General features: G+C 71.1%; 14 protein-coding genes. 6 read left to right on the forward strand and 8 right to left on the reverse strand.

Features of this window, described 5'->3' with window-relative positions:
• Nucleotides 1–85: 85 nt before the first annotated feature.
• The 6 genes from truA to prmB all read right to left on the reverse strand — a co-directional run bounded on the left by truA (nt 86) and on the right by prmB (nt 7,160).
• On the reverse strand, nt 86–874 hold the full coding sequence (gene truA, locus FZO89_RS01950; RefSeq protein ID WP_149101683.1) for a tRNA pseudouridine(38-40) synthase TruA: 789 nt from the start codon (nt 872–874) through the stop codon (nt 86–88).
• Between the two features lie 5 nt (nt 875–879).
• Nucleotides 880–2,760, reverse strand: coding sequence for a type IV pilus assembly protein FimV (locus FZO89_RS01955; RefSeq protein WP_149101684.1), 1,881 nt, complete (start codon nt 2,758–2,760; stop codon nt 880–882).
• 41 nt (nt 2,761–2,801) lie between these two features.
• Nucleotides 2,802–3,830: an aspartate-semialdehyde dehydrogenase gene (locus FZO89_RS01960; RefSeq protein WP_149101685.1), complete on the reverse strand. Its 1,029-nt coding sequence runs from the start codon at nt 3,828–3,830 to the stop codon at nt 2,802–2,804.
• Between the two features lie 124 nt (nt 3,831–3,954).
• Complete coding sequence (locus FZO89_RS01965) at nt 3,955–4,983, reverse strand: 2-hydroxyacid dehydrogenase (protein WP_149101686.1); 1,029 nt, start codon at nt 4,981–4,983, stop codon at nt 3,955–3,957.
• A gap of 121 nt (nt 4,984–5,104) precedes the next feature.
• Complete coding sequence (aroC, locus tag FZO89_RS01970; protein ID WP_149101687.1) at nt 5,105–6,190, reverse strand: chorismate synthase; 1,086 nt, start codon at nt 6,188–6,190, stop codon at nt 5,105–5,107.
• Between the two features lie 10 nt (nt 6,191–6,200).
• A complete protein-coding gene (gene prmB, locus FZO89_RS01975; protein WP_149101688.1) occupies nt 6,201–7,160 on the reverse strand; it encodes a 50S ribosomal protein L3 N(5)-glutamine methyltransferase in 960 nt (319 codons plus the stop codon).
• A 216-nt stretch (nt 7,161–7,376) separates the two neighbouring features.
• On the opposite strand from prmB, the gene FZO89_RS01980 reads away from it, so the two are divergent.
• Both FZO89_RS01980 and asd read left to right on the forward strand, forming a co-directional pair.
• Nucleotides 7,377–8,027, forward strand: a complete 651-nt coding sequence (locus FZO89_RS01980; RefSeq protein WP_149101689.1) for an SCO family protein — start codon at nt 7,377–7,379, stop codon at nt 8,025–8,027.
• The gene (gene asd, locus FZO89_RS01985; protein WP_149101690.1) at nt 8,024–8,872 is read left to right on the forward strand and encodes an archaetidylserine decarboxylase; all 849 of its coding nucleotides are present in this window, start codon (nt 8,024–8,026) and stop codon (nt 8,870–8,872) included. Before FZO89_RS01980 ends, asd begins: the two co-directional genes overlap by 4 nt.
• 196 nt (nt 8,873–9,068) lie before the next feature.
• Here asd and FZO89_RS01990 read toward each other — a convergent pair whose 3' ends face one another.
• Nucleotides 9,069–10,616: a transglycosylase SLT domain-containing protein gene (locus FZO89_RS01990; RefSeq protein ID WP_149101691.1), complete on the reverse strand. Its 1,548-nt coding sequence runs from the start codon at nt 10,614–10,616 to the stop codon at nt 9,069–9,071.
• Nucleotides 10,617–10,754: 138 nt separating this feature from the next.
• Here FZO89_RS01990 and FZO89_RS01995 point away from each other — a divergent pair, with 138 nt between their 5' ends.
• The 3 genes from FZO89_RS01995 (at nt 10,755) to greB (ending at nt 13,376) form a co-directional block, all read left to right on the forward strand.
• Nucleotides 10,755–12,245: a helicase HerA-like domain-containing protein gene (locus FZO89_RS01995; RefSeq protein WP_149101692.1), complete on the forward strand. Its 1,491-nt coding sequence runs from the start codon at nt 10,755–10,757 to the stop codon at nt 12,243–12,245.
• Between the two features lie 95 nt (nt 12,246–12,340).
• Nucleotides 12,341–12,859 (forward strand): copper resistance protein NlpE, encoded by a 519-nt coding sequence (locus FZO89_RS02000; protein WP_187471007.1) that lies wholly within the window; start codon nt 12,341–12,343, stop codon nt 12,857–12,859.
• 13 nt (nt 12,860–12,872) lie between these two features.
• A complete protein-coding gene (gene greB, locus FZO89_RS02005) occupies nt 12,873–13,376 on the forward strand; it encodes a transcription elongation factor GreB (protein WP_149101694.1) in 504 nt (167 codons plus the stop codon).
• Between the two features lie 199 nt (nt 13,377–13,575).
• On the opposite strand, the gene rimO is transcribed toward greB, so the two are convergent.
• Nucleotides 13,576–14,940, reverse strand: coding sequence for a 30S ribosomal protein S12 methylthiotransferase RimO (gene rimO / locus FZO89_RS02010; protein WP_149101695.1), 1,365 nt, complete (start codon nt 14,938–14,940; stop codon nt 13,576–13,578).
• A gap of 103 nt (nt 14,941–15,043) precedes the next feature.
• Here rimO and FZO89_RS02015 point away from each other — a divergent pair, with 103 nt between their 5' ends.
• Nucleotides 15,044–15,718, forward strand: coding sequence for a dienelactone hydrolase family protein (locus FZO89_RS02015; RefSeq protein ID WP_149101696.1), 675 nt, complete (start codon nt 15,044–15,046; stop codon nt 15,716–15,718).
• The last annotated feature ends 8 nt before the right edge of the window (nt 15,719–15,726 follow it).

The raw sequence follows: 15,726 nt of genomic DNA on the forward strand, positions 1-15,726 counted from the left end.
AGACGCTGCATTGTGCGGATTCCGCGCGCTTTCGGACAGCACCCCATGGGGACGCCCCCGGCGTTCCCGGCGAAGCGCGCGCGGCTCAGGGCAGGCTGACGTCCGCCGGCAGCCCATGGGCCGCGGGATACAGCGGCCCGACGAACACCAGGCCGGCCGCGGGCGCCGTGGGGCCGGCCCGCGTGCGGTCGCGCAACGCCAGCAGCTCGGCGATCCACGCCTCGGGACGGGCACCGGCGCCGACCTCGAGCAGCGAGCCGACGATGTTGCGGACCATGTGGTGCAGGAACGCGTTCGCCTGCACGTCGATGGCGACGACCTCCCCTTCCCGCGACACCGCGATCCGCTGCAGGTCCCGCCGCGCGTGCGTCGCCTCGCACTCGGCGGAGCGGAACGCGCCGAAGTCGTGTTCGCCGAGCAGCGCCTGGGCAGCGCGGTGCATCGCACCGGCGTCGAGCGGACGCCAGTGCCAGGACAGCCACTGCCGTGCCAGCGCAGGTCGCACCTGCCGGTTGAGGATGCGGTAGCGATAGCGGCGCGCCACCGCGGAGAAACGCGCGTTGAAATCGTCCGCCACCGGCCGGCACCAGACCACGCTGACCGACGGCGGCAGGCGCGTGGTGGTGCCGAGCGTCCAGGCGCGCGGATCGCGCACGGCATCGCTGTCGAAGTGCGCGACCTGGCAGCGCGCGTGCACGCCGGCATCGGTGCGACCGGCGCAGACGGTGGTCACCGGCGCATCGGCGACCGAGGACAGCGCGGTTTCGAGCACGCCCTGGACGGTGCGGTCGTCCACGGCGCCCGGCTGGGTCAGGCGCTGCCAGCCGCGGAATTCCGAGCCGTCGTATTCGACGCCTATCGCGTAACGGGGCACACCACTCAGGCCAGTTCGCGCAGCAGCCGCTGGGCTTCGCCGCGGGCGCCGGCGTCGCCGGAGTCGGCGACTTCCTGCAGCAGGCTGCGGGCCGTGTCGGTGTCGCCGAGGTCGATGTACGCACGTGCCAGTTCGATGCGTTCCTGCCCCGCGGGCGCGGGATTGAGGGGCGCCACCGCCGCGCCCTGTGCACCTTCGTCCCCCGCGGCGTGCCAGGTGGGCGAGGTGCCGGCAGCCGCAGCGGGAGCCGCCTGCCAGGTGGAGCCCGGATTCCCGGGGGCCGGCGCAGCGGCGACCAGCGGTTCCGGTTCCGGTCCGGTTGCCTGTTCCGGAGCCAGCACGGCGACCGGCACCGCCGTCTCCGACTTCACCGGCGCCTTGCTGGCCGCCGAAGCGAACCCGTAGCTCGGCTTGCGCTCGCGCGCCTCGCCCTTGCGACGAGAGACCAGCCAGGCGGCCAGCAATGCCGCGGCGACCAGACCCAGGCCGATCCACAGCCACGGCAGGCCGGCACCGGTATCCGCCGGCGTTCCGGCCCCGGTCTGTGCCGAGGTGCCGGTCGCGGGCTCCGCATTGCTTTGCGCCAGCCGCTGCTGCGCGGCGGCGAGCTCGCTGTCCTTCATCTGGATCAGTTGCTGCTGCTGTTGCTGCAGCTGCTCCAGTTCGGCCAGGCGCGTCTTCAGCTCCTGTACCTCGGCGTCGCGCGCGGCGAGGGTTTCCCGGGTCTGGACCAGTTCCTGTTGCTGCAGCATGTCGCCCTCGCCCCCGGCAGCGGTGCCGGTTCGTGTTCCCGCTTCCTGGCCACCACCCGACGAAGGCGGCACGATCTCGAGCCGCGCCTCGGCGATCCGGCCGGCGCCCTGCGCGCCAGCGGCCGGCGCGCGTTCTCCGGTCGCAGGCGTCGCGCCCTCGCCCGCTTCGGCGACGGCGTCCGGCTGTGCCACCGGTCGCCGCATTTCGCGCCAGCGGCTGACGTGTTCGCGGACCACCGCGTTGGCTTCGGCGATGCTGGTGTCCGACCAGGCATCGGTCGGCGGTACGCGCAGCACGGCCCCCTGCCTGACCAGGTTGACGTTGCCGCCAATGAAGGCTTCGGGATTGGCGCGCAGCAGCGCCAGCATCACCTGGTTGAGGCTGTGTCCGCTGCCGGTGGAGAGCGAGGCGGCGATTTCGCCCAGTGTCTGCCCGGCCTGCACCGGCCCGTACTCGCCCGGCGTGCCGGGCGCGGCAGCCGTTGGCATGGCGACCGGCGCGGACGCCGGTGCGGGCGTCGGCGGGGGCGGGTCTTCCGCCGCGACCGCCTGCGGTTCGTCCGCCTCGGCCACGTCGGGCTCCGAGGTCGCATCCGGCTCCGCGCCGGGCGGATCGGTCGTGGCGACCTCCGGTGGACGGGTGATCACGTTCGACGGCGCCGCCTGCGGGGCCTGGATCGGCGGCTGGGCGGGCGCGGCCACCGTCTGCGGCGTGTCGACCAGCGCCGAATATTCGCGCACCAGCCGGCCCTGGCCCCAGTCGACCTCGACCAGGAAGGTCAGCATCGGCTGCTGCACCGGCACGTCGCTGGTGATGCGGATCACCGGGCGGCCCTGTGCATCGAGCGCGACCGCGAAGCGCAGGCCCGACACCAGCCCGGTCGGCGGCTCCAGCCCGATCCGGCGGAAGGTATCCGGCGAGGCCAGCCGTGCCTGCAGGTTCTCCAGCTCCGACGGGTCGGCCGAAATGATCGGGATCTCCGCCAGCAGCGGTTCGCCCGAGCGCGACTTGACCTCGATCTGCCCAAGTCCCAGCGCGAATGCCGGCAACGTCAGCAGGGCCAGCAGCAGGCCGCAGGCGATCGCCCACGCCCTGCCCCGTGCTGTCGATCTGGTCGGTCGCGGCTTCTGCATGGCCGCGACTCTAGCCGCCCCGGCGCGGATTAGGCAATGTTTCAGCCTTCGGCCGCGACCAGCTCGGCGAGCTGCACCGCGTTGAGCGCGGCGCCCTTGCGGATGTTGTCGGAGACGATCCACAGGTTCAGGCCGCGCGGATGCGAGAGGTCCTCGCGGATGCGCCCGACGAACACCGCGTCCTTGCCCGAGGCGTGGGTCACGGGCGTCGGGTAGCCGCCCGGCTCGCGCTCGTCGACCACTTCCACCCCCGGCGAGGCCGCCAGCAGCTCGCGCGCGGCTTCCGGCGTCACTTTCTCGCGCGTCTCGATCGCGACCGCCTCGGAGTGGCCGTAGAACACCGGCACGCGCACCGCGGTCGGGTTCACCTGGATCGACTGGTCGCCGAGGATCTTGCGCGTCTCCCAGACCAGCTTCATCTCCTCCTTGGTGTAGCCGTTGTCCAGGAAGCTGTCGATGTGCGGGATCAGGTTGAAGGCGATCTGCACCGGGAACTTCTGCGGGTCGATGTCGGCGAAGCCGAGCAGTTGCGCGGTCTGCCTGCCCAGTTCCTCCATCGCGCTGCGGCCGGCGCCCGAGACCGACTGGTAGGTCGCCACGTTGATGCGTTCGATGCCGTACCTGCGGTGCAGCGGCGCCAGCGCCACCAGCATCTGCATGGTCGAGCAGTTGGGATTGGCGATGATGCCGCGCGGGCGGTTCTTCACCTGCTCGGGATTGACCTCACTCACCACCAGCGGCACGTCGTCGTCGTAGCGGAAGGCCGAGGAGTTGTCGATCACCACGGCGCCGGCGGCGGCGAACTTCGGCGCGTATTCCTTCGAGGTGTCGCCGCCGGCGGAGAAGAGCGCGATGTCGATGCCGGCGGGATCGAAGCTGGCGAGGTCCTGCACGACATGGTCGTCACCGCGGAACTCGATGGTGCTGCCGGCTGAGCGCTCGGACGCGAGCGGCACCAGCTTGCCGACCGGGAAATCCCGCTCGGCGAGGATCGACAGCATGACTTCGCCGACGGCGCCGGTGGCACCGACGACCGCGACGTTGAAGCGACGGTTCTGGGGATTGTTCATGACGGGGAGTCCGGGAAAAACGGTTGGGAAGGGAAACCGGTGGAAAGGACGATCAGGAACGGACAGGGCGCGCGCGCCTTCGCTGTGTTCGGGGAACCCTGCGCGGATGGCGGCGACGGCTCCCCTACCGTTTCGCGGTGTCTTTCCCGGGAATGGTGCCGGCGATCGGGGTCGGCGGATCGCCGGCGCGCGGGCCGTGGCCGAGCGCGGCCACCAAGTTGTCGACGGCCAGCTCGGCCATCGCCCGGCGGGTGGCGAGGCTGGCGCTGCCCACGTGCGGCGTGAGCACCACGTTGTCCAGCGCCAGCAGCCGGGGATCGACGGCGGGTTCGCCCTCGAACACGTCCAGAGCCGCCGATGCGAGCCGTCCGGAGGCGAGCGCGTCGGCGAGCGCGGCCTCGTCGATCAGGCCACCGCGGGCGATGTTGGTCAGCGTCGCGGTCGGCTTCATCTTCGCGAGGGCGGTCGAATCGATGACGTGGCGGGTGGCGGGCGAATACGGCAGCACCAGCACCAGGTGGTCCGATTCGCGCAGCAGTGTATCGAAGTCCACCCGGGCGGCACGACTGTTGCGTTCGATACGTTCCGGCAGCCGGCTGCGGTTGTGGTACAGCACCCGCATGCCGAAGCCGTGCGCGCCCCGCCGGGCGATCGCCTGCCCGATCCGGCCCATGCCGAGAATGCCCAGGGTGCTGCCGTGCACGTCGCTGCCGAGCAGCGTGTCGAACGACCACTGCGTCCAGCGCCCGTCGCGCAGCCAGCGCTCGCCCTCGGTGATGCGACGCGCGGCGGCCATCAGCAGGGCGAAGCCCATGTCGGCGGTGGTTTCGGTCAGCACATCCGGCGTGTTGCTGGCGACGATGCCGCGCGCGCGCAATGCCTCGACATCGAGGTTGTCGTAGCCCACGCCGACGTTGGCGATGGCGCGCAGCGAGGACGCCTGCACGATCTCCGCGGTGCCGATGCGTTCGTTGAGCGTGACCACCGCGCCGTCGCAGCCGCGCAGCTTCGCCGCGACCTGCGCCGGAGACCAGACGGTCACCTGCGCGGTGGCACCGACCTCGAAGTGCTCGCCCAGGCGGGCGACGATGTCGTCGAACAACGGCTGCGACACCCAGACGCGCGGACGCGATGCGGCGGATGGCGCCGGCATCACGGCCTGCCTCCATGGCGTGCACGCGCCGCAACCGGTGCTGTGCCGCGCGCGGCCACGCGATCGTCTTCAGGGGGCCGGCGCGGCATGCTCGCCACTCCGGCGCGTGGCGCGCCCCGGTTCAACCCGGGATACGCGGCGATACGGCACCCACGTCGCCGCACTGCGCGCGGTGGCGCAGCGCCTGGTCCATCAGCACCAGCGCCAGCATCGCCTCGCAGATCGGCGTGGCGCGGATGCCGACGCAGGGATCGTGGCGGCCGGTGGTGACGATGTCGACGACATTGCCGTCCACGTCCACGCCCTCGACCGCCAGGCGCAGGCTCGAGGTCGGCTTGAACGCGACCGACACCACCACCTGCTGCCCGGTGCTGATGCCGCCGAGCACGCCGCCGGCATGGTTGGACAGGAAGCCGCCCGGCGTCATCACGTCGCGATGCTGGGTGCCCTTCTGCGCGACCGAGGCGAAACCGTCGCCGATCTCCACGCCCTTGACCGCGTTGATCGACATCATCGCCGCCGCCAGCTCGCCGTCGAGCTTGCCGTAGACCGGCTCGCCCCAGCCCGGCGGCACGCCGTCGGCGACCGCGACCAGCTTCGCGCCAACCGAATCGCCGGACTTGCGCAGCGCGTCCATATAGCTTTCCAGCTCGGGCACCTGCGCGGCGCATGGCCAGAAGAAGGGGTTGTCCTCGACTGCCGACCAGTCGTGTCCGCGCGGCACCACGTCGCCGATGTGCGTCATGCAGCCGCGCACCGTCACACCATGGCGCTCGGCCAGCCATTTCTTCGCGATCACCGCGGCGGCGACCCTCATCGTGGTCTCGCGCGCGGACGAACGACCGCCGCCGCGCGGATCGCGCAGGCCGTACTTGTGCCAATACGCGTAGTCGGCATGGCCCGGGCGGAACTGGCGCGCGATGGCGCTGTAGTCCTTGCTGCGCTGGTCGGTGTTGCGCACCAGCAATGCGATCGGGGTGCCGGTGGTGACGCCCTCGTATACGCCGCTGAGGATCTCGACCTCGTCGGCCTCGCGCCGCGCCGAGGTATGGCGGGTCTTGCCGGTGGCGCGGCGGTCGAGGTCGTGGGCGAACTCCTCCGCGGAAATCGCGATGCCGGGCGGGCAGCCGTCGATCACGCAGCCGATCGCCGGCCCGTGCGATTCGCCGAAGGTGGTGACGCGGAACAGGTGTCCGAACGTGTTCATCCGGTCGCGCTCAGAACAGTCCGCCGACCGCGGCCGGCGCCGGTTTCGCGGCGCCCTCGCGCGCATCGGCGAGCGCGCGGATCCGCGCATTGTGGGTGACCAGGTCGTGGCGCTCGGCCACGAACACGCCCATCTGCCCGACCTTGAACTCGACCCACACCAGCGGCAGTTCCGGCAGCAGCGCGGTCAGGGCGCGCTCGGCCTCGCCCACCTCGCAGATCAGCAGGCCGTCCTCGGTGAGGTGCAGCGGCGCGTCGCGGAGCATGCGCAGCACGATGTCGAGGCCGTCGTCGCCGGCGCGCAGGCCCAGTTCCGGTTCATGCGCGTATTCGCGCGGCAACGCGTCGGTCTCGGCGTTGGTGACGTAGGGCGGGTTGCTGACGATCAGGTCGTAGTGCTCGCCCTGCAGGTTGTCGAACAGGTCGGATTTCACGAAACGCGTGTTGCGCGAGTGCAGCCGCTGCTCGTTCTCCCGGGCCAGGGCCAGTGCGTCGTCGCTGATGTCGGCGCCGTCCACGTGCCAGTCGGGGTTGTAGTGCGCCATCGCGATCGCGATGCAGCCCGAGCCCGTGCACAGGTCCAGCGCACGGCGCACGTCGCGTCCACCGAGCCAGGGTTCGAAGCCGGCATCGATCAGTTCGGCGATCGGCGAGCGCGGCACCAGGGCGCGCGGATCGCTCCTGAAGCTCAGCCCGGCGAACCAGGCCTCGCCGGTGAGATAGGCCGCCGGCACCCGCTCCTCGATCCTGCGCAGGAACAGCGCCAGCACGTCCTCCTTCTCCGCCAGCGTGACCCGGGCGTTGCCGTAGGCGGGGCCGAGGTCGTGCGGCAGGTGCAGCGCGTGCAGGGTGAGCTGGGTGGCTTCGTCGAGCGCGTTGTCGTAGCTGTGCCCGAACGTCAGCCCCGCCGCCTGGAAGCGGCTGGCGCCGTAGCGGATCAGGTCGATGATCGTCTGCAGTTCGTCGGTCATGGCGTGGATCTTGGGAAAGGGACGGTGCGATCGGAAGCGGTGACACGCAGGTCCGCCGCCCAGGCCCTGCATCCTCCGACGTCGGGCGCCTCGCCAGCTCCGGCGCAACCGGCTCCAGGCCGCGCCGCACACCCGCCGGCCGCTACCGCGCGCGGGCCGACCGCCGAGTATAGCGACGGCGGGGGTATCATGGACGCACCCCGAGCGGAATCCCGAATGTTCAACCGCACCGTCATCGTCGTGCTGCTGATCGCCCTGTTCGCCGGGCTCGGCCTGCTGGCATCGCGCCACTTCTTCTCCGGACCGGCGGCGCCGCAGCCGGACCTGCGGGCGGTGAAGCTGTTCCCGCAACCGCGAGAACTGCCGGCGTTCGCGCTGCAGCAGTCCGACGGCACGCAACTGGTGCCGGGCGAACTGCACGGTCACTGGACCCTGGTGTTCATCGGCTTCACCTTCTGCCCGGACGTGTGCCCGATGACGCTGGCGCAACTGGCGCAGGCGCAGAAACAGTGGGAGGCGCTGCCCGAATCCACCCGCCCGCGCGTGCTGTTCGTCTCGGTCGACCCGGAGCGCGACACGCCCGACCGCATCGGCGAATACGCGCACGCGTTCCATCGCGACACCCTGGCCGCGACCGCCGACATCCCGTCGCTGGAAACCTTCGCCCGCTCGCTGTCGATGGTGTTCGCGAAGGTCCCCGCGCCGGAGGGCGCGCCCGCCGACCAGTACTCGATCGACCACAGCGCCTCGATGGCGGTGCTCGATCCCGGGGGCCGCATGGCCGGCGTGATCACCGGCAGCGCGGTGGACGATCCGGCCGCGATCGCCGCCGATCTCGCCGCGCTGACCCGGGCCCCGCGCCCATGAGCCTGCTCACCACCCTGACCTACGCCTTGCCGCACCGGCTGCTGTCCTCGCTGGCCCGCTCGCTTGCGTACTCGGATTCGCCGCGCACCCGCCAGTGGCTGATCGACACGGTGACGCGCCGCTTCGGCGTCGACCTGTCCGAGGCGGCAGAATCCGATCCGCGCGCCTACGCGACCTTCAACGCCTTCTTCACCCGGGCGCTGAAGCCGGGCGTGCGCGTCCCCGATCCCGATCCGGGGGCGCTGCTGATGCCCGCCGACGGCCGCATCAGCCAGTGCGGGCAGATCGAAGGGGGACGGATCTTCCAGGCCAAGGGCCGTTCGTTCACCGCCGCCGAACTGCTGGGCAACGCCGCCGCGGCCGAACCGTACGCGAACGGGCTGTTCGCCACCGTGTACCTGTCGCCGAAGGATTACCACCGGGTGCACATGCCCTGGACCGGCCGCCTGCGCGAGACGGTGCACGTGCCCGGCCGGCTGTTCTCCGTGGGCCCGGCCGCCGTGGCCCGCGTCCCGCGCCTGTTCGCGCGCAACGAGCGCCTGGCCTGCCATTTCGAGACCGATTTCGGGCCGATGGCGGTGGTGATGGTCGGCGCGCTGCTGGTGTCGGGCGTGGAGACGGTGTGGAGCGGCGAGGAGATCCCCGCCTACGGCGACCGCATCACCACGAAGAACTGGACCAGCGACGAGATCGTGCTGGAGCGGTTCGAGGAGATGGCCCGGTTCAACTACGGCTCGACCGTGGTCGTGCTGCTGCCGCCGGGGATCGCCGCGCTGGAACCGTCGCTCGGACCCGAGCAGCCGGTGCGCCTGGGACAGGCGCTGGCCCGCCGCCTGCCTGCCTGAGCCACGCCCGGCCCGCAACGCCAGTCCCTGCGCCAGCGCGCGAAGCCTTCCTGGCCCGACAGCGCCCGTTGCCTGCGACCATCGCCAGGGCTGCAATGGCCGCCGTGGCATCCGCGAGCGCGGCGGGCGCACACCTGGCCGGCATTCCGCCGGGGAGCGGTATTTCCTGTCCGGCCGGCGCTGCCGGACGGTGCGGCTAGCGACAGCCTTCGAGCTTGAGCCGCTGTCCCTGCCGCACCAGGTAACGCGGCGCACGCAGGCCGTTGGCGGCGGCAAGGACCTTGGTATCGCACTGGTAGCGCTGGGCGATCGCGACCAGGGTGTCTCCGCGCGCGACCCGGTGGGTCTGCGGCTGCGCGGGCACGGCGGCCGGCGAGGCGGCCGCGGTCGGGGTGTCCGGCTGCCGGACCACGCGGCCGTCGGGCAGCGTCACCGTTTCCACGTTGCCGACGCGCACGATCGCCGTGTCCGGGTCGCTGTTGACCAGTTCCCGGGCCAGCTCCGCCCGCGCGCCGCGGGTGCACCAGCGCTCGTACAGGCTGGCCATCCTCACGGTGGCGTTGAGCCGGGTACCGGCCGGGATCCAGCTTTCCGCCTCGTATTGCGGATTGAGGTTGCGCAGCACGCGCATGTAGCCGTCGCGGGTGCCGCCGTTGCCCAGGCAGATGGTCAGCTCGTAGATCGAGGCCGGGCGCTGCAGCTCGATCGCCGCCGGCCGCGCGTCGACCCGCGGGAAGCTCAGCCCGTATTCCTTCGGATGCAGGTACAGCCAGGCCGCCGCGATCACCATCGGCACGTAGTCGCGGGTTTCGGGCGGGAACTCGTTGTAGACGTCCGGATCCCAGAAGCTGCGCCCGCCGAACTCGCGGTGCACGCGGCGCGCGCGGCCCTCGCCGCCGTTGTAGGCCGCCAGCCACAGCTCGATGTTGTTGCCCAGCTCGGCGTAGCGTTCGCCCAGGTACACCGCGGCCGCGTCGGCGGAGGCGCGCGGGTCGTAGCGGGTGTCGAAGCCACGCCCGTCGGGACCGAGGCCCAGACGCTGCCCGGTCGCGGGCATGAACTGCAGCGGCCCCGCCGCGCCGGCGCGCGAGCGCGAGTGCACGCGCCCGTTCGATTCCTTCGCCAGGATCCCGAACAGCAGCGCCTCGGGCAGGCCGCGGCGCTTGAACGCCGGCGACATCATGCGCTGCATGTACTGGTAGTTCTCGTGGCTGGTGATCAGCGACACGCGCATGTCGGTGAGCCAGCGGCGGATGCCCGCCTGCACCGCCGGGTTCATCTGCACCAGTTCGAGGAAGCGCCGGTCCTCGGCGGCCAGCAATGAGGCCGCGGTCGCGCTCTGCGGCACCTCTCCGGTCGGCAGGGAGGCGCCCTCGTCGACGAGGGTGTCGTCGCCGTCGTCCTCCGCGATCCCCGCCGCGGCATCCGCCTGCGCCTTGAGCAGGCGCTTGAAGCTCGCCAGCAGGTCGCCGGTGCCACAGCCCCTGATGCGTCCGCATTCGACCAGCACGTCCTCCATGTCCTCCAGCGCGGCGTTGCTTTCGTCCACGCCGGACGGATCGGCATTGCCGATCTTCACCAGCGCCTCGCGATAGCGGGTCTCGGCCAGCACCATGCGCTGGTTGAGCGCCTCGATGGCGGCCTGCGCGCGGCGCGACTGCGCGTGCGCGGGAGAAGCTAGCGAACAGCCGAGGATGACGACGGCAAACAGCAGGCAACGCACTGCGCGGGGAAACAAAGACATCGACCACCGGGGCGAAAACGGATGCGGTCCGCAGGGTATCCGCTGCGCACCGGTGCGACAAGGAAGCCGGTCGCGATCGCGCCTAGGCCGCGCAGTCGCGAAGCCCTAGAATCGCGGCATCCCTCCCGGAACGCGCACATGGACCAGATCCTCGTCGGCAAGGCGATCACCACCGCGGACGGCGAGTGCGTCCAGCTGCTGTCGAAGTACGGCAATCGCCACGGCCTCGTCGCCGGCGCGACCGGTACCGGCAAGACGGTCACGCTGATGACCCTGGCCGAGGGCTTTTCCCGGATCGGGGTGCCCGTGTTCCTCGCCGACGTCAAGGGCGACGTCGCCGGTCTCGCGGTAGCGGGCACGTCGAACGAAAAACTCCAGGCGCGCATCGACCAGATCGGGATCGACGGCTGGACGCCCGAAGGCAACCCGGTGGTGTTCTGGGACCTGTACGGCAAGCTCGGCCATCCGGTGCGCACCACGGTGAGCGAGATGGGGCCGACCCTGCTCTCGCGCATCCTCGAACTCAACGACATCCAGTCGGGCGTGATCGACATCGTGTTCAAGCTCGCCGACGACCGCGGCCTGCTGCTGCTCGACCTCGACGACCTGCGCGCGCTGCTGAACCTGGTGGTCGAGGAGCGCAAGACCATCTCCACCGAGTACGGCCTGGTCAGCCCGCAATCGGTCGGCGCGATCCAGCGCGCGCTGCTGCGACTGGAACAGGACGGCGGCGACCATTTCTTCGGCGAGCCGGCACTGGAGCTTGCGGACCTGATGCGCACCACCCCCAGCGGTCGCGGGGTGATCGGCATCCTCGCCGCCGACCAGCTGATCCTCCGGCCGCGGCTGTACTCGAGCTTCCTGCTGTGGCTGCTGTCGGAACTGTTCGAGACCCTGCCCGAGGTCGGGGACCTGGACAGGCCGAAGCTGGTGTTCGTGTTCGACGAGGCGCACCTGCTGTTCGACGACGCGCCGCTGGCGCTGCGCCAGCGCATCGAGCAGGTGGTGCGCATCATCCGTTCCAAGGGCGTGGGCGTGTACTTCTGCTCGCAGTTCCCCGACGACGTGCCCGACGACATCCTCGGCCAGCTCGGCAATCGCGTGCAGCATGCGCTGCGGGCGTTCACCCCGCGCGACCAGAAGGCGGTGCGGACCGCCGCCGAAACCTTCGTCGCCAACCCCCGGCTCGACGTGGCGCAGACCATCGGCAAGCTGGGCACCGGCGAGGCGCTCGTCTCCACGTTGCAGGACAAGGGTATCCCCATGCCCGTCGAACACACCCTGGTCGCGCCGCCGCGCTGCCGCATGGGGGCGATCACCGACGCCGAGCGCGCGCAGGTGCGGGCCGGCAGCCCGGTGGGCGGAAAATACGACAAGGCGCTGAACCGGGAATCGGCGGCCGAACTGCTGGCGGCGCGCGCGCAGGCCGCGACCGCGCACGCCGGCGCGCCGCCGGCGAAAGGCGGGAAGGATGCGGCGGAGGCCGAAGGCGGCATGGGCCGCGCGGTCAACGAATGGCTGTTCGGCACGAAGCGACGCCAGGGCGTGGTGCAGGCCGCCGGCAAGCAGGCCGCGCGCACCATCACCAGCCGGATCGTGCGCGGCATCCTCGGCGGCATCCTCAAGTAGCGGTCGCGGAACGACTTCTTCACCGCGACCGCCCTACCCTCGCCCGCACGCCTCCAGCGTTTCGGACTTCCCGCGTTTCAGACGAGGATTTCGCCATGACCCTTCGCATCGCACCCAGCCTGCTCCTGGTGCCGCTCGCGTTCGCGCTCGCCGCCTGCCAGCCCGATCCGGAGCCGGCGCCGCCGCAGCCACCCGAGCCCATCACGGCCGGATCGGGTGCCGCGAACGCGCCCGGCGCGGCCGTCGCGGATACCGACGCCATCGCCGTGGTCCATCGCGCGCCGGAGGATCCGACCGGATTCGACCGCAAGGACTTCGCCGGCACGTTCTCCGGCATCCTGCCGTGCGAGGATTGCCCGGGAGTCGACACCCGGCTGGTGATCGACGCCGACGGCCGCTTCCAGCTGGCCGAGACCCGGCACGAAGGCGACACCACGCAGGAAATGTCCGGCACCTGGACCATCGACGATGCCGGCGTGCGGCTGCTGCTGGACCCGGACACCAAGGATGCGGGCGACCGCCACTTCGAAGTCGTGTCCAAGGACGAGATCCGCATGCTCGATGCGGCCGGCAACCCCGCGCAAAGCGCGCACAACCTCAGCCTGCGGCGCTGACGCGACTGTCGCCTTGGGTCGCTGGCGCCCGCCCGCGGAGAAGAGCACCGCGCTGGTGACCCCGGAGGGCCACGCGCGCCTGAAGGCCGAGCTCGACCAGCTGTGGCGGCTGCAGCGCCCGGAGGTGGTGAAGGCACTGGCCGCGGCCGCAGCCGAGGGCGACCGCTCCGAGAACGCCGAGTACACCTACCGCAAGAAACAGCTCGGCGAGATCGACCGGCGCGTACGCTACCTGAGCAAACGCCTCGAGTCGTTGCGCGTGGTCGACGCCGCACCTTCCGACCCGCAGGCGGTGTTCTTCGGCGCGCAGGTCGAGGTCGAGGACACCGCCAGCGGCGAGACCGCGCACTACCGCATCGTCGGCCCCGACGAGACCGATGCCCGGCGCGGGTGGATCAGCATCGATTCGCCGCTCGCCCGGGCCATGCTGAAGAAGCGGGTGGACGACGAGTTCGAGGCGCAATTGCCGGGCGGCCCGGCGCGATTCTTCATCGTCGACGTGCGCTACGGCGGCTGAGCCGGGTCCGTCGGCCCGGCTCGCCGGCGCCGCGCGGACTCCGGCGTGCGCGCAGCGGCGCAACTTCACAGGCGAGATCCCTCGCTGCGCTCGGGATGACAGGTCTCATTCTCTGCGCTCGGGATGACATGTCTCAGTCTCTGCGCTCGGCGATGACAGGTCTCGGGGCGCCTTGCGCATCGCGTCCCGTTGGCGCGCCTCAGCCTGCGGGCCGGCGCGCAGGCACGACTTCGCCATACAGGTCGTGCTCGTCGCTGCCCATGACGGCGACGTCGACGAAGTCGCCGGGCTGCAAGCCGGCGTCGCGGCCGTCCTGGATCTGCACCACGCCGTCGATTTCCGGCGCATCCGCCATCGAGCGCGCGATCGCGATCTCGCCGTCGACGAGGTCCACGATGCAGCGCTGGATGCTGCCGACCTTGGCTTCGAGCTTCTGCGCCGAGATCTCCGCCTGCACTTCCATGAAACGCGCGAGGCGCTCCTGCTTCGCCGCTTCGGGCACGGGATCGGGCAGCGCGTTCGCGGTGGCGCCGTCCACCGGCGAGTAGGCGAACGCGCCGACGCGGTCCAGGCGCACCTCGCGCAGGAAATCCAGCAGCTCCTCGAATTCGGCCTCGGTCTCGCCCGGAAAGCCGACGATGAAGGTGCTGCGGATGGTCAGTTCCGGGCAGATCCCGCGCCAGCGCGCGATGCGCTCGCGCACCCTGTCGACCGCGCCCGGGCGCTTCATCAGCCGCAGGATGCGCGGGCTCGCGTGCTGGAACGGGATGTCGAGGTAGGGCAGCAGCTTGCCGTCCGCCATCAGCGGGATGATCTCGTCCACGTGCGGGTACGGGTACACGTAGTGCAGCCGCGTCCAGGCGCCGAGTTCCGACAGTCCTTCGCACAGCGCCTTCATCCGCGTCTGGTGCGCGCGGCCGCGCCACTCGCGTTCGGCGTACCGCACGTCGACGCCGTAGGCGGAGGTGTCCTGCGAGACCACCAGCAGTTCGCGCACGCCGCCACGTTCCACCAGCCGCTCGGCCTCGCGCAGCACCTCGTCCACCGGGCGCGACACCAGGTCGCCGCGCATCGACGGGATGATGCAGAAGCTGCAGCGGTGGTTGCAGCCCTCGGAAATCTTCAGGTAGGCGTAGTGCTTCGGAGTGAGCTTGATGCCGACGTCGTCCTCGCGCGCGCGCCGCGGCACCAGGTCGACGAAGGGGTCGTGCCTCGGCGGCAGCGCGGCATGCACGGCCGACATCACGCTGGCATAGTCCTGCGGGCCGCTGATCGAGAGCACGTCCGGGTGGGTCTCGCGGATCAGCGAGGCGCGCTTGCCCAGGCAGCCGGTGACGATCACCTTGCCGTTCTCCGCGATCGCCTCGCCGATCGCGTCCAGCGACTCGGCCACTGCCGAATCGATGAAGCCGCAGGTGTTGACCACCACCACGTCGGCGGCGTCGTAGCTCTGGACGAGGTCGTAGCCCTCGACGCGCAACTGGGTGAGGATGCGCTCGGAATCCACCAGCGCCTTGGGGCAGCCGAGGCTGACGAAACCGACCTTTGGACTGGCTGCGGACATGGGGTGCCGTGGCTGGGGAGTGCGGGCGCGCGACGCCGGGCGTCACGGAACGCGAATTATAGCGTCGGCTAGAATCGGGCCCTCTGCCGGCGGGAGCCTGCGCATGGGCCGCGACATCGTCATCCACGGGCCGCATGGACCGATCGATGCCTGGCGCGCCGAGCCGCCCGACCATGCCGCGGCGCTGGGCGGGGTTCTGGTGCTGCAGGAGATCTTCGGCGTCAACGAGCACATCCGCAGCGTCGCCGAGGGTTACGCCGCGGCCGGCTACGTGGCGCTGGCGCCGGCCCTGTTCGATCCGGTGGCGCGCAACGTGGAGCTGGGCTACGACGAGGCCGGGTTCGCCCGTGGCCGCGCGCTGGTCGACGCGCTGGGCATGGACCGGGCGGTTGGCGTAGTCCGCGCCGCGGCGGACGCCCTGCGTGACGAAGGGCTGAGGGTCGCCGCGATCGGCTTCTGCTGGGGCGGCAGTGTCGCCTTCCTCGCGAACGCCCGCCTGGGCATTCCGGCGGTCGCCTACTACGGCGCCCGTACGGAGCCCTTCCTGGGCGAACCGTTGCGCGCGCCGATGCTGTTCCATTTCGGTGGCGACGACGCCAGCACCCCGCCCGCCTACATCCAGGCGCACCGGGATGCGTGTCCCGACGCCGACATCCACGTCTACCCCGGCGCCGGACACGCCTTCAACCGCGACGTGGATCCGCGCCATTTCCACGCCACCAGCGCCGCGCTGGCGCGCAAGCGTACGCTGGCCTTCCTCGACGCCGCGCTGCGCTGAACGGATCC

It is taken from the genome of Luteimonas viscosa, assembly GCF_008244685.1.
Lineage (GTDB): Bacteria > Pseudomonadota > Gammaproteobacteria > Xanthomonadales > Xanthomonadaceae > Luteimonas > Luteimonas viscosa.